Source organism: Desulfomicrobium escambiense DSM 10707, assembly GCF_000428825.1.
Lineage (GTDB): Bacteria > Desulfobacterota > Desulfovibrionia > Desulfovibrionales > Desulfomicrobiaceae > Desulfomicrobium > Desulfomicrobium escambiense.
The window spans coordinates 1-17,959 of sequence record NZ_AUAR01000002.1; the positions used below are offsets into that span (position 1 = coordinate 1).

The window sequence follows — 17,959 nt, forward strand, 5'->3', positions numbered from 1 at the left end:
GACCAGCTGCCCCGCTTCTTCCAGACCGAACTCCTGCCGCCCCACAACGTCGGTTGGGATTACACCGCGGAAGAACTGCAGGCCGCAAAGGTCTAGCCCTCGGTTCAAGGACCTACCAACGACGAATCCCCGCTCACAAGGCGGGGATTCGTTTTTCCGGCCACAGGCCCGAACCGAGGCGGCTGACGCCCTGGCAGTTTCAGGCCTGCGCCTTCATTGCCTTGAGCGTCACGGCGTAGGCCGTGAAGACATCCTCCCTGGCCAGCATCCCCAAGACCTTTGTCGGGTCCTCGCTGTCCACGACAGGCAACTGCGCCAGGTCGGACTCCACGAACTTCAGCAGAGCCGTGTACAGGTCCTCGTCGGGGCGCAACAGCACGGCCTTGCGCGCGACGTCGCCGGCCACCAGCAGCTCGCACAGGCTCTCCTCGTACAGGACCTTGCGCAGGTCCTGTACCGCCAGAATGCCCGTTATCCTGTCGTCAGCGCCGCGCACCGGGAAGCAGAGCTCGCTCGCGTTGACGATGATGTCCGTCAGGGCCCCGAAGTGCGTGCCCTCCTCCACGATGCTGACCCGGCCGGGCTTGTAGTGGTCCCGGACCTGCTCCCGCTCCAGAATGTTTATGGTCGCGTCGCTGACGTGGGCCGGGGACTCGAACTTGTTGTCCACCTGATTCTCGTAGAGCGACACGTTGCGCCCCAGGACCAGGGTCACGGCCGAGGCCAGCATGAGGGGCGCCAGCAGCCCGTAGCCCTGGGTCAGCTCGCAGACCATGACCAGGGGCCCGATGGGCGCGTTGGCCACGCCGGAAAAGAAGGCGGCCATGCCCACCAGCACGTAACCGCCCGGCTCCGTGACCACGCCGGGAAAAAAGCGCTGTCCGAGAGTGCCGACCACGCCGCCGCTCATGCCGCCGACGAAGAGGGCCGGGGCGAACATGCCGCCGCTCATGCCCGAGCCTATGACCAACGAGGTGGCCAGGGTCTTGCCGACTACCATTCCAATCATCATGGCTACGGAGAGCTTGCCGAGCATGGCCAGCTCAAGCCAGCCGGTGCCGCCGCCCAGCAATTCGGGGAAGGCGACTCCCAGTGCGGCCATGCCGAATCCCCCCAGCGTCATGGCCGGGATGAAGCCGAAGCGGTCCGTCAGAGGCCAGAACACCCTGTATTTGATGGCCCGGAAGGTGCTCACATAGAACCAGCCCGAAACCGCGCAAACCAGTCCCAGCAAGGCGTAAACGGGCAGCTCGCGGATATCCGAGAACTCGAATTTGGGGATCCCGAAAATGGGCTCGGATCCGAATATCAGGGTAAAGATGGAGTAGGAGACCACCGAAGACAGAATGGAGGGCAGCAGGGCTTCGGCCTCGAAGTCCTCGCGATAGATGACCTCCACGGCCGTGAGCGCCCCCCCGAGGGGCGCGCGGAAAATGGCCCCGAGCCCGCCTGCGGCGCCGGCCAGAAGCATGATGCGACGTTCCTTGACCGAAAGCCGGAGTTTCCCGGCCAGCCAGGAACCGAAGCCCGCCCCGAGCAGGGAAATGGGTCCCTCTCGACCGGCGCTGCCCCCGGCGGCGATGGTCAGCACGGACGTCCCGACCCGGATGAGGGGCACCACCGGGGCAAGATGCCCTTCCTGGCGATGGAAGCACTTGATCATGGAGTCCGTGCCGTCGGTGCCGCCATGGCGGGTCTGGGGCACGAAACGGTGGACCAGCCACCCGGTCAGAAGGCCCACGCCGCCCAGAAAGAGAAAGAGCAGCCAGGGCTTGTAGGTGCCGGGATCACCGGACATGAGCTGCTCGCCGGCGGGAACGGGCAGAGAGAAGCCCGCCAAGTGGCGCAGCAGCAGGTGGCCCAGGGCTTCGACGCCGACGTAGAACGCCACGGCGCCAAGACCCGTCAGGGCCCCGACGACCACGCCCAGGGCCAGCCACTTGAAGCTCAGGATGGAATGATAGCTGCGGACCAGGTCCGTATAGGGCCGGAAGAGGATGCGGAGAAACGCGCGCATGAAAACCCTCAGACCAGGCGGGCTTCGGGCAGGGCCAGGATGGTCCGCCCCAAGGCAACGTCCTTGCCTATCTGGGATTTGAGTTCGTCGAGGCTGGAAAACTTGCGCTCCCCGCGCAGACGCTGCACGAAATGAACCTTGAGGGTCTTGCCGTAGAGGTCCCGGTCCAGATCGAGGACATGCACCTCGACCGAGAGCACATCATTGCCGAAGGTGGGGTTGTACCCGATATTGGCCACGGCCTGATGGACCTGACCGTCAAGCTCGGCCCAGCAGCAGTAAACGCCCGTCTTGGGGAACAACTCGTCCACAAGATGGACGTTGGCCGTGGGAAAGCCCAGCAGCCTGCCGCCGCGGTTCTGACCGTGCACGACGGCGCCGGAAACGCGATAGAACCGACCCAGAAGCGGCTTGGCCGCCCAGACGTCGCCGGCCTCGACCAGATCGCGGATGCGCGTCGAACTGACGATGGCCTGGTCGACCATAACCGGCTCCAACTGCTCCACGCCGAAACCCCACTGCTTCCCGAGCACCGTCAGCAGCCCGTAGTTCCCGGCGCGGCCTTTGCCGAAGGCGTAGTCGTAGCCGATGACAAGCTCCCTGACCTGGAGTCCCTCCACCAGGATGCGACGCACGAACTCCGCAGGATCCATGCTCGCCAGCTCCTGGTTGAACTCCAGACAAAGCAGGTGATCGATGCCCAGGGCCTTGATCAGCTCGGCCCGCTGCTCGTAGAGCGTGATGAACGGGGGCGTCTTCTTGCCCGTGAAAAAACGCAGGGGGTGCGGTTCGAAGGTGATGACCACGGACGGAACGCCAAGGCCGGCGGCCAGGTCCCGCACGCGGGCAATCAGTCGCTGGTGTCCGATGTGGACCCCGTCGAAATTGCCGATAGTGACGCAGGACCCCTTTTCCAGGCCGCCGATCTGGTCCGGCCATGTGACGCAATGCATGTAATGTCTCCCTCCCGAAAACAGGCTGCCTCGCCTCTATACCAAAAGAACCCAGGCTTCAACAAAGGTCGTCCCGAAGGAAAATCTCGACGCTCCATTCATAATAATATGAAATAATGAGTAAAATAATTTTATTAAAAAAATCTGAACAAAACGCTTGCCAAAGGTAGGCCTCTCACATAAACACGCTTCTCACGTCACGCCGAAGTGGTGGAATTGGTAGACACGCTAGGTTCAGGGTCTAGTCGGGGTTCCCCGGTGGAGGTTCGAGTCCTCTCTTCGGCACCAGAAAGTCAAAGGGTTGCAGCAGAAATGCCGCAACCCTTTTTCTTTTTTTCCGGACGTGGCCACTGTCCGAGAAGTACGCCGGGGCCGGGCATGATTACGATTGAACCTAAGGCCTGCCCCCCCGAAACGGTTGCTGAAGGCGAGGGGAATTTCGTAGATGTATGACGACACCGACGAGGACGACAACCCCGATCATTTCAGGAGCCTATAATGCGCCCGAGTCTTTGGAAAAACATGTTCCGGCTTCTTGCAGCCATGCTCGTGCTGCCTTCCGTCTCGTCGGCGCAGCCGCTGGAAGTCCTCTACTTTGAATACCCGCCCTACTACCACGCTCTGCCGGACGGACGGGCGGCGGGACTGATTGTCGATCTGGCCGGCAGGGTGTTCGCCAAGGCGGGTGTCGAGGCCGAATTCCACTTCGTACCGGCCAAGCGGATCCTGCTCGACATCCAAACCGGCCAGCCCGTCGCGTCCCTGGGTTGGTTCAAAACGCCGGAGCGCGAAGAATTCGCCCGCTTCTCCCTGCCCATTTACATCAACCGACCCGTCGGCGTGTTCTTTTTGCGCGAAAAGGAGGACCTGTTCCGTCCCTACAAGACCCTTGAAGCGCTGATGGCGGACGGAAAGCTCTTGATGGGCAGGGTCGCCGGCTTGTCTGACGGGCCGCAGATCGACGCCATTCTGGCCAAATACCCCGACAGAATCGTCCACGTCACGGCAGATTCGGTACGCCTGACCAAAATGCTCGAATCCGGCCGGTTCGATTTCTTCCTGCTCCCGCCGGAAGAGATCGACGCCCTGCTGCACGAAGCGCAGGCCTCGCCTGAAAATTTCGCCCTCAAGGCCATGAGCGACATCCCCCAGGGCAACAGCAGGCACATCATGTACGCAAAGACCGTCGACGACGCCCTGATCCGCAAGGTTGACCAGGCCATCCTCACCGAGATCGGGGATATCGCCCCGAAGCCGTAATCCGCCGATGCGGCTGAGTCCGGGACGTTTACCGCAGGGCCCGTTCGAGAGCCTTGGGCAGGAAAGGAAGGAGTTCGGCCACGCCGCAGGCCGGCGTGGGGTCGGCCAAAAGGCCCAACAGCCGATTGGTCAGCGCCGCGATCCGGCACGACTCGGGGACATCCATGCCGGAAGCCAGAAGTGCGGTGACAAGCCCCGTCAGGGTATCCCCCGTGCCGCCGATGTGCTCCATGGCGGGAGTGTCGGGTTCGTTCAGCGTCGCCACGACCCGCCCGCAGGCGACCACATAGTCCGTTTGGCCCTTGACCAGCAGATGCCGTGCGGCGTTCTCGCCTGCGTGGGCCGCCGCGATCAGCTCCGGAACCCGCTCGTCCTCCTGGAGCAGGAACCCCCGCGTGTAGAACGGATGAGGGGCCGCCTCGTCGGCCAGGAAGGCCATTTCACCGACATCGGGAGTGAACAGGTCGTAGTGCGAGGCGTAGCCGCTCATCTTGGCAGCGTACATGAACCCTGCGTCGGCGACCAGCAGCGGGCGGTGGGCAAGCCCCTCCAGTCCCCAGAGAATCCTGTTGTGCCAGACGACATCCGGCATGAGATAATGAAAGGTCACCCCGGCATGACGGACCAGGCCAACGTCCCCGACAAGTCGCGCGTACAGGGCGCGACTGCCCTCGCCCGTCCCGGTGTCGCCGACGAGCAGGGCCTCGGGCGGCTCGACGCCCAGCACCAGGGCCGCCGCATGGGCCGTGGCCATAAGGGCCGGCGTCCCCCTGGCCACACCCACGGAAACGCCGCCCATGTCGATCTCCCGACCCCGGACGGCATACGCCCCCCAGGCCAGGCCAAAATCCTGTCTGGGCACGGTGCCGACGATCAGCCACGACATACGCGTCTCGCCTCCTCGAAGGCCAGCTGCAGGGCATAGCCGCACAGAGTCTGTCCCAGACTGCGGGGCTCGGGCGCGTCGTCAAGGGTCTTGCCGACGAGCGCTTCCGCCAGAAAGGGCACATCCGGGCATCCGCCGCCGGACACGTTGACGATGCGCTGGTCCCGCCGGTCCACGGTGACCTTCATGTTGGCGGCGCGAACCATCAGGTAGGGCCCCAGCTCCTTGATGCGGTACAGCGAGACCGCCTCGAGCAGATGGTCCTGGGCCACGGCCACGCGCAGCGGCTGGAGGTTGCCATCCGCCAGCGCCTCCCGCACCCGCATCTCCTCCACCAGCAGGAATTCGACAACCATGTCGCACCCCTGGCGCAAATCCGGCGGCGGCCCCTTGACCGCCACCTCCAGCCCGGCCCGGCGCAGGACCGCCTCGGCCTTGATGACCTCGCCGGTGCTCGGGAACAGGAGCATCCCCTTGTCCGAAAGCCCCTGGACGGGCCGGGGCCTGCGGGCAAGGAGATTGCGCAGCCACGTCATGATTTGACCAGCGCCAGCCTGAACTCCCCGCCGGCGAGCTCGTCGACGGCCACCTCCCAGCCCTGGCTCCGCGCAGCCCGGGAAACGTTTTCCCGACTGGCGTCATTGTCCACAAGGACCTCGAGTTCCCCGGCCCCTGCCGCACGCATGGCCTGTACGGCCATGAGCACCGGCTGGGGGCAGGACAATCCCCTGGCGTCCACTGTCTGTTTCATCGCCGACCTCCCCTATTTCCGATTCGTGAATCCGATGAAGATCAACACGGCCATGCCGATGACGACCCCGGCCAGGCCGTGGGGGCCAAGCCCCTGAGGCGAACTGGCCAGGCCGAAATTATGCGCCACGCCGGCGCCCACGAGGGAGCCCAGCACGAACACCCCGGCGTCGCTGTTCCCCTCCCCGGACATGAAGAGTTGTCTGCCGGGGCATCCGCCGGCCAGGGCAAAGGCCAACCCGGCCATGAGCATACCGGCGAAATTCCAGAACCACATGGTGTGCGCCACGGGTTGGCCTTCAAATCCGGGCTTGAACTGGCCAAGGAGGACGTTGGTCGCCAATGCCGCGACCAGCAGGGCCAGAAAACCGAACATGAGGTACCATTGCCTGAAAAGCAGGACGTCACGGATGGCGCCCATGGTGCAGAACCTGCTGCGCTGGGCCAGAAATCCGATGCCCAGGCCCGCGACGAGGGAAATCGCAAGCGGGGCGTACGCCGCACCGGGCCCTTGCAGGGAGTACCAGAGAACGCCGCTTTGGGCTTCGCCGGCAACGGGCGGGAACACCACCCTCAAGGCCAGCAGACCGAGCATCAGCAGAGGCATGAGCACTCCGGCGCTGGTCGATTGCGCCTGGCTGCGCCCCAGGTTGAAACCGGCCTTGAAGAACAGGGTTCCGATCCAGACGCCGGTCACCAGGCCCAGCAGCCCGAACAGCGCGTTGCCGTCGCCGCCGGCCAGTCGGAGAATCACGCGCCAAGGACAGCCCAGGAAGACCAACGCCCCGATCATGGCGATCATGCCGAGGAAAAAACGCGTCAGCGGCGCGGACCCGCCTGTCGGCCGGAACTCCTTGAACGCCAGGGCCGCCGCGAAGGAGCCCAGCACGAAGCCGATGATTTCCGGGCGCATGTACTGCACCACCGCGGCCCGGTGCAGCCCGAGGGCGCCCGCGATGTCGCGGCCAAAGCAGGCCACGCAGATGGCCATGTTCGCCGGGTTTCCGGATTTCTGCAAAAATGCGGCAACCACCCCGATCACGGCACCCACGCACAGAATCCCTGCGGTTGTGGCAAAAACATTCTTCACCTCACGCGCCATCACTCTCCTCCTTTGATGTTGCCCATCCCGTCGAAGCCGGTCTCGCGAAAACTCAACGGACACGCCAGTTCGTCAGGATCGTACACGTGCTCTCCGCCACACAGCGGGCACGCCGCACGAACCTTTCCACGCAACCTCTTGCCGCCGTCCCGATCCGTTTCCAACTCCAGAGAGCCGCAAATCTCCCAACTGGCTGAAAGAAAGGACGCGGAGACGACTGGACAGAAAAAACAAAGCTCCATTGACACTCCGTGTACGGACGTCGGTATGCTCAAAAAAGTACGCTTGAAAACAACAATATGTCCAATAGACATCATCAATGAATAAGTCTTGCACGCATCATGAACATAACTTCATCATGCGTCGCTTATGCCGACTGAATCGCGATGAAATTAATACACCAATTCAGACAAATATGATCCGATATACAAGCATCACTCGCGCATAATATCCTAATTTCAGTCGCTGATACAAAGCATAATGCCTTAAAAATGAGAAAGAATGCCCCGTGTCCCAGATTTGCGTCTCCAGTAACTCAAAAAAACGAAAATTGTGCATTGACAGAATCATGCCGGCCTCCCAATCTCAAGGCGGTCGCTCGCCGCGGGCAACCGGCCCCGCCTGCGACCGCCCCTGCACCCATCACAGGAATCGCGCCATGACCAAGGCCATCCACGCTCACGGACTCAAAAAATCCTTCGGGACAGTCCATGCCGTATCCGACATCTCCTTCACCGTTGAACAGGGCGAGGTCTTCGGCCTGCTCGGTCCCAACGGAGCGGGCAAGACCACGACCATCAACATGCTCACGGGACTGGCCCGGCCCGACGCCGGGTCCATCGTCATTCAGGGCATGGACTGCGTGGCCCGACCCCGTTCGGCCCAGCACCTCATCGGCGTGGTGCCGGACGAGAGCAACCTCTACCCGGAGCTGACGGGCTTCGAGAACCTCTGCTTCTGTGCGGCCCTCTACGGCCTGCCCAAGGCGGAACGGATCCTGCGAGCCAGGACGCTGCTGACCTCCTTCGGACTGGAGGCGGCGGCGGACCGCCCCTTCGCCGGGTACTCCAAGGGCATGAAGCGCAAGTTGACCATCGCCGCCGGCATCATCCACAACCCCGACATCCTGTTCCTCGACGAACCGACCACGGGCGTGGATGTGGCCAGCGCGCGCCAGCTGCGACAGATCGTCCAGGGCCTCAAGACCCGCACCACGGTCTTTCTGACCACCCATTACATAGAAGGGGCCGAACGGCTCTGCGACCGCATCGCCTTTCTGGTGGCCGGGCGCATCGTGCACACGGACACGGTCGAGAACCTGCTCCAGCCGGTCCAGTCCCGGCACATCATGATCGTCAGCTGCTGCGGAATGCCTGGGGACATTCTGGACAGGCTCCAGGCCGAGTTCCTGAACCTTGAGTTCACCCGCCCCGAACCGGCGCTGCTGCGGGTGGAGTCGGACGCCCCGGTCCGCGTCGGCCCGCTGGTGCGCTTCCTGGAGGACAATGGCGGGGAGGTGGCCGAGGCGCGACGGCTGCGTCCGTCCCTGGAGGACGTATTTGTGCGCGTCACCGGCCTGGAGGCGGCGTCCCTGCGCAAGGAAAAGGAGAAAAAGGGAGGCGGGCAATGAAGACGTGGATCGCGTTCTGGAACATCATGCTCAAGGATGTGCGGACCTACTATCTCAAGCCGCCGAACCTGAGCTGGGGCCTCATCTTCCCCCTGGCCTGGACCGGCATGTTCTTCATCAAGTCCGGACGCGGGATGGAGAGCCTGGCCGGCGTGCTGCCCGGCGTGGTGGCCGTGTCCATTCTTTTCGGCACCACGTCCATGCTGGCCGTGACCGTAACCTTTGAAAAGAAGACCAGATCCTTCGAGCGCCTGCTCTTGGCACCCATGCCCCTGGAACTGATCATGCTGGCCAAGACCGGCGGCGCCATCGTCTTCGAGACGCTGAACGCGTTCGTTCCGGTCCTGCTGGCCGCATGGCTGACGGACCTGCAACAGGTCGTCTGGGGGATGTTCACCCTGGCCACGGTCATGATCGCCGTGGCCTCGACCTTCCAGGGCCTGTTCATCGCCGTGGCCGTGAGCGAGGTGTTCGAGGCCCAGACTTTCTCGAACTTCTTCCGCTTCCCGATGATCTTCCTCTGCGGTCTGTTCGTGCCCGTTGCCAGCCTGCCGTGGATGCTGCGCCCCCTGTCCTACGCCCTGCCCCTGACCTATGGCGCGGACATCCTCCACGGAGCCGTGAACGGGGTCCACGCCATGCCCCTGACCCTGGACTTCCTTGCGCTCGGCGCGTTCTGCGCGGCCCTGTTCATGGGCAGCCTGTGGAACGTCAAGCGCAAATGGATTGCATAACCGCCTGATGCGGGGCATGGTCACTGTCTGGGACCGCCGCAGACGCGGTCTGGTATTCCCCCTGGGCACCAACCCCTCGCCAAGACGCCATGCAGAAACTCTTCCTCGTCGCCCTGGCCAAAGCCGCCGACACACTAGGCTACCGGCTCTCGGGCGCCGTCCACGCAGCACCGGGCCGTGGGCACCCTCGACTCTTTCCTCTTCGGCCTATGGATGCTGTCCGCGGAACGCGGTCTCATCTCCTCCCTGGCCCGGATTCTCATCCTGACCGGGTTCATGGGTGCCTTCCCGACATTTTCGACCTTCATCTTCAAGCGGAGAACTGCTGCGCGGCGCGCAACGGCAGCGCCTGGCCCTCAGTCTCGGAGGACAGAACGCCGTCGCGCGGCCTTGTTCCCGGGCTCGGACCGGGGCAGAATCCTCTCAGGGAGGCGACATGCTCAAATCGATCGACGTGAAAATTCTCAAGGTGTTCGTGGGCGAGGCCGCACGCCACAAGGGCCGGCCGCTCCACGAAGCCATCGTCGAGGAAGCCAGACAGCGCGGCATGGCCGGAGCTTCGGTCTGCCGGGGTTTCATGGGCTTCGGGGCTGGCAGTCTGCTGCACACGGCCAAGATCCTGCGCCTGGCCGAAGACCTGCCGGTCATCGTCGAGATCGTGGACACGCCGTCGCGCGTCGAATCCTTCCTGCCCGTGGTCGACGCCATGGTCGAGGAAGGCAGCATCGTCATGCAGGACGGGCAGGCCGTCTTCCATCTGCCCCTGCGCATCCGCGACGTGATGACTGAGCATGTCGCCACCGTGGACATCCGTACGCCCCTGCCCGCAGTGGTCGACCTGCTTCTGCGCCGGGAGGTCAAGGCCGTGCCGGTCATGGACGGCAGAAACATCGCGGGGATCGTCACCGGCGGCGACCTGCTCACCCGCGCCCGGATGCCCCTGCGCCTGGACATGCAGGGGCAGCTGCCCTTCGAGCAGCGCTGCGAACAGGGCGCGGCGTCCGGGTTCGCGGGCCTCGTCGCCCAGGACATCATGTCCTCCCCGGCCCGGACCCTGAACATCAAGACCGATGTGGTCGACGCCCTGAAAATCATGGCCGGCAAGAACATCAAGCGTCTGCCCGTCACGGCCGACGACGGCACGCTCCTGGGCATCGTCAGCCGCACCGACGTGCTGGCGACCATCGCCAAAGCCTCGTCCGTGGCCGGGCATCTCGAAATCCTGCCTCCGGGACTGCACTCCACGGCCCGAGACGCCCTGTTCACAGACGTGCCCACAGCCGGGCCCGACACCCCCCTGGCCGACATCCTGGATCAGCTCGTCCGCTCTCCCCTGCGGCGAGTGGTCATCGTGGACGCGGAGCGCAAGGTCCTCGGTCTGGTCCACGACTGGGACCTGCTGCGCAGCTTCGTGCAAAAGGAATCTCCAGGCCTGGTGGCCCGGCTGGTGCGGGCCCTGACCAGTCAGGAGCCAGGCCTTCCCGCCCTGGAAGGCACTGCCCGGGACGTCATGACCACACGCGTCGTCACCGCACGGCCCGACGCCCCCCTGGCCCACGTCATCGGGACGCTGATCGAGAAAAAGATCAAGCGCGTCGTCGTCACGGACGACGACGGCCGACTGCTCGGCATCGTCGACCGCGACGCCGTGCTCAAGGCCCTGGCCAGGCAGTGAACCAAAGAACCCGACAACCGATACCGCCGAGTACGCCATGAAAGTTCGCGACATCATGCAGACGCCTGTCAAAACCCTGCGGGAGGGCACGTCATTGCGAGAGGCCGCCGGCTTCTTCCGCCGGGAAACGGTGCGCGGGGCGCAGGTGGTGAACGAACACGGGTTCTCAACCGGCGTCTTTTCCTACGAGGAACTCCTCAAGGCTCTGGCCGCCGGCGCGGAGCTTTCCGATCCCATTTCCCTCCATGTCCGCCCCATGATGTGCTCGGTCCATCCCGACACCGCTGTGGAGGAACTCAAGCGGTACGGCAGCTCATTCCTGACGGTGGTGGACGGCGCGCAGATCCTGGGCGGCATCGATATGATGGCCGTCGACGACATCATCAAGGGCGGCAGGATATCCAGCAAGATTCCTGCGTACGCCGCGCTTCAGGATCTGCCGGAGGCGGCCTTCCTTGTGGACGAAGACTGGATCGTGCGCTGGTTCAACGCCACCGCGGCCGTGTCCTGCACGGCCGAAACGGCGGACGTACTGGGCAAGCCCCTGTCGCAGGTCCTGACCGAGGCGGGCTTCGGGATCGAAACGGAGCCCCTGGACAGCCAATCCATTATCATCGCCTGGCGCGACGAGACGCGCTTCCTGCCGATCACCTGGCCGGCGAGCTTCCCGAACGGCACATCGGATCGCATGGTGCTGCTGCGCAACGTCCAGGAGGAGATGCTGCGCGCCAGGGAACTGACCAAGCTGCGCAGCCTGTCCAAGGAACTCGACGCCATCATCGACTCCTCCTTCGACGGAATCTTCATCACCGACGGCAAGGGACGGGCCTTGCGCATCAACCGCGCCTACGAACGCATCACCGGCATCCGCGCCCGGGAAGTCCTGGGCAAGACCATGTCGGAACTCGTCCACGAGGGATTCTACGACGAATCCGTGACCATGAAGGTGCTGCAGAGCAGGAGGATCGAAACCATCATTCAGAAGGTAAGGGACTCCAAGACCATCGTCGTCACAGGCAACCCCATCTTCGACGATGACGGCGGGATCTGGCGCGTCGTCACCAACGTCCGTGACGTGACGGAACTGCGCAGGCTGCAGCTCGAACTGGAACGACTGGCCGAGCTGCAGAACCATTACCGCAGGGAACTGGACTCGCTCAGACGCAACATCAACACCAGTCCCGAGATCATCATCCGCTCCAAAAAAATGCAGGAGGTTCACGATCAGGCCATGCGGCTGGCGCAGGTCGATTCGTCGGTGCTGATCACGGGAGAGTCGGGGGTGGGCAAAGAGGTTGTGGCGGGCCTGATCCACGCCAACAGCCACCGGCACGCCGGCCCTTTCATCAAGATCAGCTGCGCGGCCATCCCCGAACAGCTTCTGGAGTCGGAACTCTTCGGCTACAAGGCCGGGGCCTTCACCGGGGCCCTGCGCAGCGGCAAGCAGGGGGTCTTCGAAACCGCGAACGGAGGCACACTTTTCCTGGACGAAATCGGCGAGATGCCCCTCGCCCTCCAAGCCAAGCTCCTGCGCGTGCTGCAGGAGCGGACCATCGTGCAGGTCGGAGGAGTGAGCGAAACCCCGATCGACGTGCGCATCATCGCCGCCACCAACAGGGACCTGGAAGAGATGGTTCAAACTCGCCAGTTTCGCAGCGACCTTTTCTACCGCCTGAACGTCGTTCCCCTTTTCATCCCGCCGCTGCGGGAACGACAGGATGCCGTCATCGACTTCATCTATCACTTCCTCGGGCGCTACAATCAAAAGTACGGACTGAACAAGCAGATCGAACCGGAAGCCATGGATCTGCTCATAACCGCCCAATGGCCGGGCAATGTTCGCCAGTTGGGCAACACCATGGAACGGCTGGTGGTCATGGCCAAGGGGGAGGTCATCACCAGGGCGGACGTGTACAAAACCATGGGCACGTCGGACGCCGCGCAAACGGCCTGCCAGGAGCCGTTGTCCGGGACACTGCGGGACGCGGTCGAGCGTGCGGAAAAACAGGCCCTGGCCCTGGCCCTGCGCAACAACCCCGGCAGCAGAGCCGCAGCCCGCGCCTTGGGGGTGAACCAATCCACCGTGGTGCGCAAGGCCCGCCGCTATGGCCTGCACATGCACGAAAATTCCGATGCGCCAACGCATCAGTGATGCGCCAGCGCATCGATGCCTTTTTGCCTCTCTTCACAGGGTATTCCCCGTTTTTCCGGAATGTTGCCTATTTATAGCGATGCAGTACTGCATCGCCATGGCCGGGCCTGGACAACGACACGCACCCGGCTCAATGCCAACAATCTGAAATCATGGACTAAAAAGCTTTTCCCTACCATTTCCCGCACACACGGTTTCCGGCACTCTTCTTGTAAATAGCGGACACGTTCCTCGACCACGACCCGGGAGCGCTTGCGGACCGCAGGCTGCACCGGGATATGGCGCACGTCTCGAAGCGCCCGTGATATGTGTCTGGAGAAGGCGCCGCGCGACACGCGGCCACGCATCGCAATTCACCCTTTTCACGCGGAGATGAGCATGGCGAACTGGACAGAACGACGGCAGCACGGACAGGAACCACCCTACATCCCATTGGGAAAATTGAAGTTCCGCATCCCGGGAATCCACTACCGATGGGAATGGGCAGACTACTTACAAGGCCTCATCATGTGTGCCGTCTGCCTGTCCATCATTCCCGTCCTGCAAGACACCCTGGGCATGCCCTTCGAGGTCGCCCTGGCCATCGTCATCCTGAACGGATTCCTCTACCTGTGGCATTCCCTTTTCGGCGACCCCGTCGTCCCGGGCTGGGTCACACCGGCCATCCCGCTCCTCATCGCCTACTGCTCGGCGTTTCCGGCCGGCCCCGAACGCATGCACGCCCTCATCGCCTTTGAACTGACCCTGGGCCTGTGGTGCATCTTCCTCGGTGCCACAGGGCTCGCCCAGCGGGTCATCAACCTCATCCCCCGGGCCATCAAGGCCGGAGTCATCCTCGGCGCGGGCGTGGCCGCCATCCAGCTCATCTTCAAGGAAGGCGGGCGGTTCTACAGCATGCCGATCACCATCAGCGTCTGCGCCCTGGTGGCCCTGTTCATGATGTACAACCCCCTGTTCCGGCGTTGGTCCACCGACCATCCCCTGTTCCGCAAGATCTCGAACCTCGGCATCCTGCCGGCCATCATCGCGGCCATCATCATCGCGCCCCTGGTCGGCGAAGCGCCCTTCAACATGGAATGGGGCTTCTCGAAGCCCGATTTCGTCGCCCTGTGGACCGACTGGGTGCCGTGGGGCACCTTGGGCTGGCCTCCCCTGGCCCTGTTCTTCAAATCCTTCCCCATGGTCCTGGCGGCCTACATCGTCATCTTCGGCGACGCGGTCCAGGCCCAGGGCATCATCCACGACGCCGACCCGATCCGTCCGGACGAGCCCGTCGACTACAATCCCGACCGGGCCCACATCATCGTCGGCGCACGCAACTCCGTCATGTCCATCCTCGGGCCCGACATCTCCATGTGCGGCCCCATCTGGGCGGCCATGACCGTCGTCACCTACGAACGCTGGAAAAAAGGCCGCGACTCCATGGACTCCATCTTCGGCGGCGTGGGCTCCTTCCGCTGGGGGACGTTCACCGGCTACTGGCTCATGCCCATCGTGACCGTGACCAAGCCCATCCTGCCCGCAGCCCTGTCCCTGACCATGATCATCCAAGGTTTCGTGTCCGTGTACATCGGCGCCCGCGAAGCCAAGAGCCTCAAGGATCTCGGCATCGCCGGCATCGTGGCCGGCATCCTGGTTTCCAAGGGCGCGGCCTGGGCCTTCGGCGCCGGCGTCATCGCCTGCCTGGTCCTTTACGGAGCCGACTTCTTCAAGGGCGACACGCAGTCCGGACCGCTCTGGGCCGACGACCTCAAGTCCAAAAAAGTCTGCGAAGAATCCGCCTGATCCGCATACCTCACCACAACGTACGCCCGGCTTCGGCCGGGCGCACCGTTCAAAGGAGTCAGCATGAAACAGCGAGAGATATTCACCACAACCCCCCGCCTCGTCATGGGTCCCGGATCCCTCACGACAATCACCGAAGAAATCGCCCGGTTGGGCGCGTCCTCGGCGCTTGTCATCACGGACCCAGGCCTCAAGGCCACGGGCATCGTGACCAGGCTGGCAGACATTCTCCATGAAGGCGGCGTCGCCACGACACTCTTCGACCAGGTGGAGGCCGATCCGCCCTTCGAACTGGCCGACGCGGCCCTCGCCAGACTGCGCGAAGCCGGGGCCCAGGCCGTCATCGGCATCGGCGGCGGTTCGTCCCTGGACATCGCCAAGGTGGTCAGCGTCATGGCCACAAATGAAACCCCGGTGACGGCCATGTTCGGCATCGACCTCATCCAGAAACCCGGCCTGCCCCTGATCCTCATCCCGACGACGGCCGGCACGGGCAGCGAGGTCACGCCCATCGTCATCCTCTCAGACCATCACGAGAAGCTCAAGAAAGGCATCGTCAGCCCCTTCCTCTACCCCTCCTGCGCCCTGCTGGACCCCGAACTGACCATCGGGCTGCCGCCCAAGGTCACGGCTGCGACTGGCATGGACGCCCTGATCCACGCCGTGGAGGCCTACACGTCGAGAAACGCCACGGCCATGTCCGACATCCTGGCCACGGAGGCCATCCGCATCATCTACGGCAACATCCGGACCGCGTTCTCAGATGGGGAAAACATCACGGCCCGCTCCAACATGCTGCGCGGCAGCATGCTGGCCGGGATGGCCTTCGCCAACGCCGGCGTGACCGCGGTGCATGCCTTCGCCTATCCCATCGGCGCGGAATTCCACATCCCGCACGGCATCGCCAACACCATCATGCTGGTCCCGGTCATGCAGTTCAACATGATCGGCAATCTGGAGCGCTTCGCCGCCATCGCAGGAATGTTCGGCCGCCCCACCGCAGGCCTGAGCACCAGGCAGGCGGCCCAGGTCGCCATAGACGCCCTGAGCGAACTGTCCGACGATCTCCGCGTGCCGCGGCATCTGGGCGAGTTCGGCGTCAAGGACAAGGATGTGCCGGAACTTGCGGCTGGCGTCATGAAGGTCACGAGACTCCTGGCCAACAACCCGCGCAAGCTTCAACTGGCCGATGCCGAGGCCATCTACCGCGCGGTCCTGTAAACGGGAGGAGCACATGCACGGGTTTTACAATCGCGGCCTGCGGATCAACCTCGGCACGGGAAGGCACGACGTCTTCGCCATCGATGACGTCCTGCTCGCCCGGACTCTCGGCGGGAAGGGCCTCGCCACCCACTATCTGCTGGAAGAAACGGCTCCTGGCTGCGACCCTCTGGGTCCCGACAACGCCATCATCTTCGCCACGGGGCCGATCACGGGGAGCGCGATCTGGGGGTCTTCACGCTACGGCGTGTACACCAAATCCCCCCAGACCGGCCTGTACTCCGAGTCCTACAGCGGAGGCCACACCCCGGAATTCATGGACGCGGCCGGCTACGACATCGTCATCATCAAAGGCGCGGCGCAATCGCCCGTCTGGATCGACATCAGCGATACGGACGTGCGCGTCCTCCCCGCCGACGACCTCTGGGGACTCGACACATTCGCCACGGAAGACGCCGTCAGGACAAAAGTCATGGAGGCCTGCGCGGAAAAATGCGGCCCGGTGGTCATCGGCCCGGCGGCCGAAAATCTGGTGCGCTTCGCGGTCGTCGAAAACGATTACTGGCGCAGCGCCGGGCGAACCGGGGTCGGCACGGTTCTCGGCGCCAAGATGGTCAAGGCCGTCGCCTTCCACGGCCGGGCACGCAGGAGTGTCGCCGATTCGGTGCTGCTCAAGGAATTCTCCCGCTCCATCACGGCAAGGGCCAAGGAGGACAAGGGGGTGCAGGTTTACAGGAAGGTCGGCACCACCGGCCTGGTCGACCTGCTGAACGAGGCCGGCGCCTTTCCGTCCAGATATTGGCAGCGCGGGCGCGTTGACCATCGGGACGGCATCAACAGCACGGCGCTGCACACCCGCTGCGACGTTACCCCCAAGGCCTGCGCCAAGTGCCTGATGGCCTGCGGCAGGCTCTCGACCGTCAAGGAGGGGCCGCGCGCCGGGCTGACCGTGGAGGGGCCCGAGTACGAAACCATCTATGCCTTCGGCGGACTCTGCGAAATCAGGGACATCGAAGACATCATCTACCTCAACGACCTCTGCGACCGGCTGGGGATGGACACCATCACTTCCGGCAACCTTGCCGGCCTGGCCATCGAGGCCTCGCGCCGGGGACGTATCGACCTGAAACTCGACTACGGGGATGTCGAAGGCGTGGCGGGACTGCTCCGGGACATCGCTGCCGGACGGGGAATCGGGGCGACGCTGGGTCAGGGCATCCGCCATGCGGCCCAAGTCTGGGGCATGGAGGACGTGAGCGTCCATGTCAAAGGGCTCGAACCGGCCGGGTACGACCCGCGCGCCCTGAAAGGCATGGGACTGGCCTACGCCACCTCGGACCGCGGCGCCTGCCACCTGCGGGCGACGTTCTACAAGCCGGAGCTCTCAGGCATGGTCGATCCCCAAACAACCACGGGCAAGGCGGGTGTTTTCAAGGTATGGGAGGATCGCCTGACCTACTTTGACATGCTGATCCTCTGCCGGTTCTACAGGGATTTGTACCAGTGGGGGGAACTGGCAACCATCACGAAGTGCCTGACGGGGCTGGATCTGGACGAAGCGGAAATGGTCCGCATGGCCTCGGCCGTGGCCGATGACACCAGGCGGTTCAACATCCGCGAAGGGCTGACCCGCAAGGACGACGAACTCCCGCTCTTCCTCACCGAGCACCCGCTGCCCGAAACGGGGGCGGCCATCACCAGGCGGGAGGTGTCGGACATGGTCGAAGAATACTACCAGGCCCGAGGATGGAAGGACGGCGCACCTGGCACGTGACGCCTGGACATCCCGAGGCG

At 63.8% G+C, this 17,959-nt stretch carries 14 protein-coding genes and 1 tRNA gene; 9 read left to right on the forward strand and 6 right to left on the reverse strand.

Annotation, left to right across the window (positions count from 1 at the left end):
- Positions 1–199 precede the first annotated feature (199 nt).
- Together G394_RS0101830 and G394_RS0101835 are read right to left on the reverse strand one after the other, a co-directional pair.
- The gene (locus tag G394_RS0101830) at positions 200–2,017 is read right to left on the reverse strand and encodes a chloride channel protein (RefSeq protein WP_028576185.1); all 1,818 of its coding nucleotides are present in this window, start codon (positions 2,015–2,017) and stop codon (positions 200–202) included.
- A gap of 8 nt (positions 2,018–2,025) precedes the next feature.
- Positions 2,026–2,970 (reverse strand): bifunctional riboflavin kinase/FAD synthetase, encoded by a 945-nt coding sequence (locus G394_RS0101835; RefSeq protein ID WP_028576186.1) that lies wholly within the window; start codon positions 2,968–2,970, stop codon positions 2,026–2,028.
- A gap of 201 nt (positions 2,971–3,171) precedes the next feature.
- Between G394_RS0101835 and G394_RS0101840 the strand changes: the two genes are divergently transcribed.
- Both G394_RS0101840 and G394_RS0101845 read left to right on the forward strand, forming a co-directional pair.
- Positions 3,172–3,258 (forward strand) — tRNA-Leu (locus tag G394_RS0101840).
- Positions 3,259–3,468: 210 nt separating this feature from the next.
- The gene (locus G394_RS0101845) at positions 3,469–4,230 is read left to right on the forward strand and encodes a substrate-binding periplasmic protein (protein ID WP_084435215.1); all 762 of its coding nucleotides are present in this window, start codon (positions 3,469–3,471) and stop codon (positions 4,228–4,230) included.
- Positions 4,231–4,258: 28 nt separating this feature from the next.
- Here G394_RS0101845 and G394_RS0101850 read toward each other — a convergent pair whose 3' ends face one another.
- Genes G394_RS0101850 through yedE form a run of 4 tightly spaced genes read right to left on the reverse strand, consistent with a single transcriptional unit; the run spans position 4,259 to position 6,968 of the window.
- On the reverse strand, positions 4,259–5,116 hold the full coding sequence (locus G394_RS0101850) for an NAD(P)H-hydrate dehydratase (protein ID WP_028576188.1): 858 nt from the start codon (positions 5,114–5,116) through the stop codon (positions 4,259–4,261).
- The gene (locus tag G394_RS0101855; RefSeq protein ID WP_043774490.1) at positions 5,104–5,652 is read right to left on the reverse strand and encodes a putative Se/S carrier protein; all 549 of its coding nucleotides are present in this window, start codon (positions 5,650–5,652) and stop codon (positions 5,104–5,106) included. The genes G394_RS0101850 and G394_RS0101855 overlap by 13 nt, the downstream gene beginning before the upstream one ends.
- The gene (locus G394_RS0101860) at positions 5,649–5,867 is read right to left on the reverse strand and encodes a sulfurtransferase TusA family protein (RefSeq protein WP_028576190.1); all 219 of its coding nucleotides are present in this window, start codon (positions 5,865–5,867) and stop codon (positions 5,649–5,651) included. The genes G394_RS0101855 and G394_RS0101860 overlap by 4 nt, the downstream gene beginning before the upstream one ends.
- 12 nt (positions 5,868–5,879) lie before the next feature.
- Positions 5,880–6,968, reverse strand: a complete 1,089-nt coding sequence (gene yedE, locus G394_RS0101865) for a YedE family putative selenium transporter (protein ID WP_028576191.1) — start codon at positions 6,966–6,968, stop codon at positions 5,880–5,882.
- Between the two features lie 658 nt (positions 6,969–7,626).
- Between yedE and G394_RS0101875 the strand changes: the two genes are divergently transcribed.
- The 7 genes from G394_RS0101875 (at position 7,627) to G394_RS0101905 (ending at position 17,939) form a co-directional block, all read left to right on the forward strand.
- A complete protein-coding gene (locus tag G394_RS0101875) occupies positions 7,627–8,598 on the forward strand; it encodes an ABC transporter ATP-binding protein (RefSeq protein ID WP_028576192.1) in 972 nt (323 codons plus the stop codon).
- Positions 8,595–9,332, forward strand: coding sequence for an ABC transporter permease (locus tag G394_RS0101880; RefSeq protein ID WP_028576193.1), 738 nt, complete (start codon positions 8,595–8,597; stop codon positions 9,330–9,332). The genes G394_RS0101875 and G394_RS0101880 overlap by 4 nt, the downstream gene beginning before the upstream one ends.
- A gap of 436 nt (positions 9,333–9,768) precedes the next feature.
- A complete protein-coding gene (locus G394_RS21025; protein WP_028576194.1) occupies positions 9,769–11,007 on the forward strand; it encodes a DUF190 domain-containing protein in 1,239 nt (412 codons plus the stop codon).
- Between the two features lie 37 nt (positions 11,008–11,044).
- Positions 11,045–13,159, forward strand: coding sequence for a sigma 54-interacting transcriptional regulator (locus G394_RS0101890; RefSeq protein ID WP_028576195.1), 2,115 nt, complete (start codon positions 11,045–11,047; stop codon positions 13,157–13,159).
- Positions 13,160–13,537: 378 nt separating this feature from the next.
- Positions 13,538–14,944 (forward strand): solute carrier family 23 protein, encoded by a 1,407-nt coding sequence (locus G394_RS17575; protein ID WP_043774493.1) that lies wholly within the window; start codon positions 13,538–13,540, stop codon positions 14,942–14,944.
- 63 nt (positions 14,945–15,007) lie between these two features.
- Positions 15,008–16,165 carry an iron-containing alcohol dehydrogenase gene (locus G394_RS0101900; RefSeq protein ID WP_051306888.1) on the forward strand — a complete coding sequence of 386 codons (1,158 nt, stop codon included), beginning with the start codon at positions 15,008–15,010 and terminating at the stop codon, positions 16,163–16,165.
- A gap of 13 nt (positions 16,166–16,178) precedes the next feature.
- Positions 16,179–17,939 (forward strand): aldehyde ferredoxin oxidoreductase family protein, encoded by a 1,761-nt coding sequence (locus G394_RS0101905; protein WP_028576197.1) that lies wholly within the window; start codon positions 16,179–16,181, stop codon positions 17,937–17,939.
- Positions 17,940–17,959 lie beyond the last annotated feature (20 nt).

Bases quoted from the DNA above. Each gene is read 5' to 3' on its own strand.
- G394_RS0101830 (WP_028576185.1), bottom strand. From the start codon at position 2,017: ATGCGCGCGTTTCTCCGCATCCTCTTCCGGCCCTATACGGACCTGGTC.
- G394_RS0101835 (WP_028576186.1), bottom strand. From the start codon at position 2,970: ATGCATTGCGTCACATGGCCGGACCAGATCGGCGGCCTGGAAAAGGGG.
- G394_RS0101845 (WP_084435215.1), top strand. From the start codon at position 3,469: ATGCGCCCGAGTCTTTGGAAAAACATGTTCCGGCTTCTTGCAGCCATG.
- G394_RS0101850 (WP_028576188.1), bottom strand. From the start codon at position 5,116: ATGTCGTGGCTGATCGTCGGCACCGTGCCCAGACAGGATTTTGGCCTG.
- G394_RS0101855 (WP_043774490.1), bottom strand. From the start codon at position 5,652: ATGACGTGGCTGCGCAATCTCCTTGCCCGCAGGCCCCGGCCCGTCCAG.
- G394_RS0101860 (WP_028576190.1), bottom strand. From the start codon at position 5,867: ATGAAACAGACAGTGGACGCCAGGGGATTGTCCTGCCCCCAGCCGGTG.
- yedE (WP_028576191.1), bottom strand. From the start codon at position 6,968: ATGGCGCGTGAGGTGAAGAATGTTTTTGCCACAACCGCAGGGATTCTG.
- G394_RS0101875 (WP_028576192.1), top strand. From the start codon at position 7,627: ATGACCAAGGCCATCCACGCTCACGGACTCAAAAAATCCTTCGGGACA.
- G394_RS0101880 (WP_028576193.1), top strand. From the start codon at position 8,595: ATGAAGACGTGGATCGCGTTCTGGAACATCATGCTCAAGGATGTGCGG.
- G394_RS21025 (WP_028576194.1), top strand. From the start codon at position 9,769: ATGCTCAAATCGATCGACGTGAAAATTCTCAAGGTGTTCGTGGGCGAG.
- G394_RS0101890 (WP_028576195.1), top strand. From the start codon at position 11,045: ATGAAAGTTCGCGACATCATGCAGACGCCTGTCAAAACCCTGCGGGAG.
- G394_RS17575 (WP_043774493.1), top strand. From the start codon at position 13,538: ATGGCGAACTGGACAGAACGACGGCAGCACGGACAGGAACCACCCTAC.
- G394_RS0101900 (WP_051306888.1), top strand. From the start codon at position 15,008: ATGAAACAGCGAGAGATATTCACCACAACCCCCCGCCTCGTCATGGGT.
- G394_RS0101905 (WP_028576197.1), top strand. From the start codon at position 16,179: ATGCACGGGTTTTACAATCGCGGCCTGCGGATCAACCTCGGCACGGGA.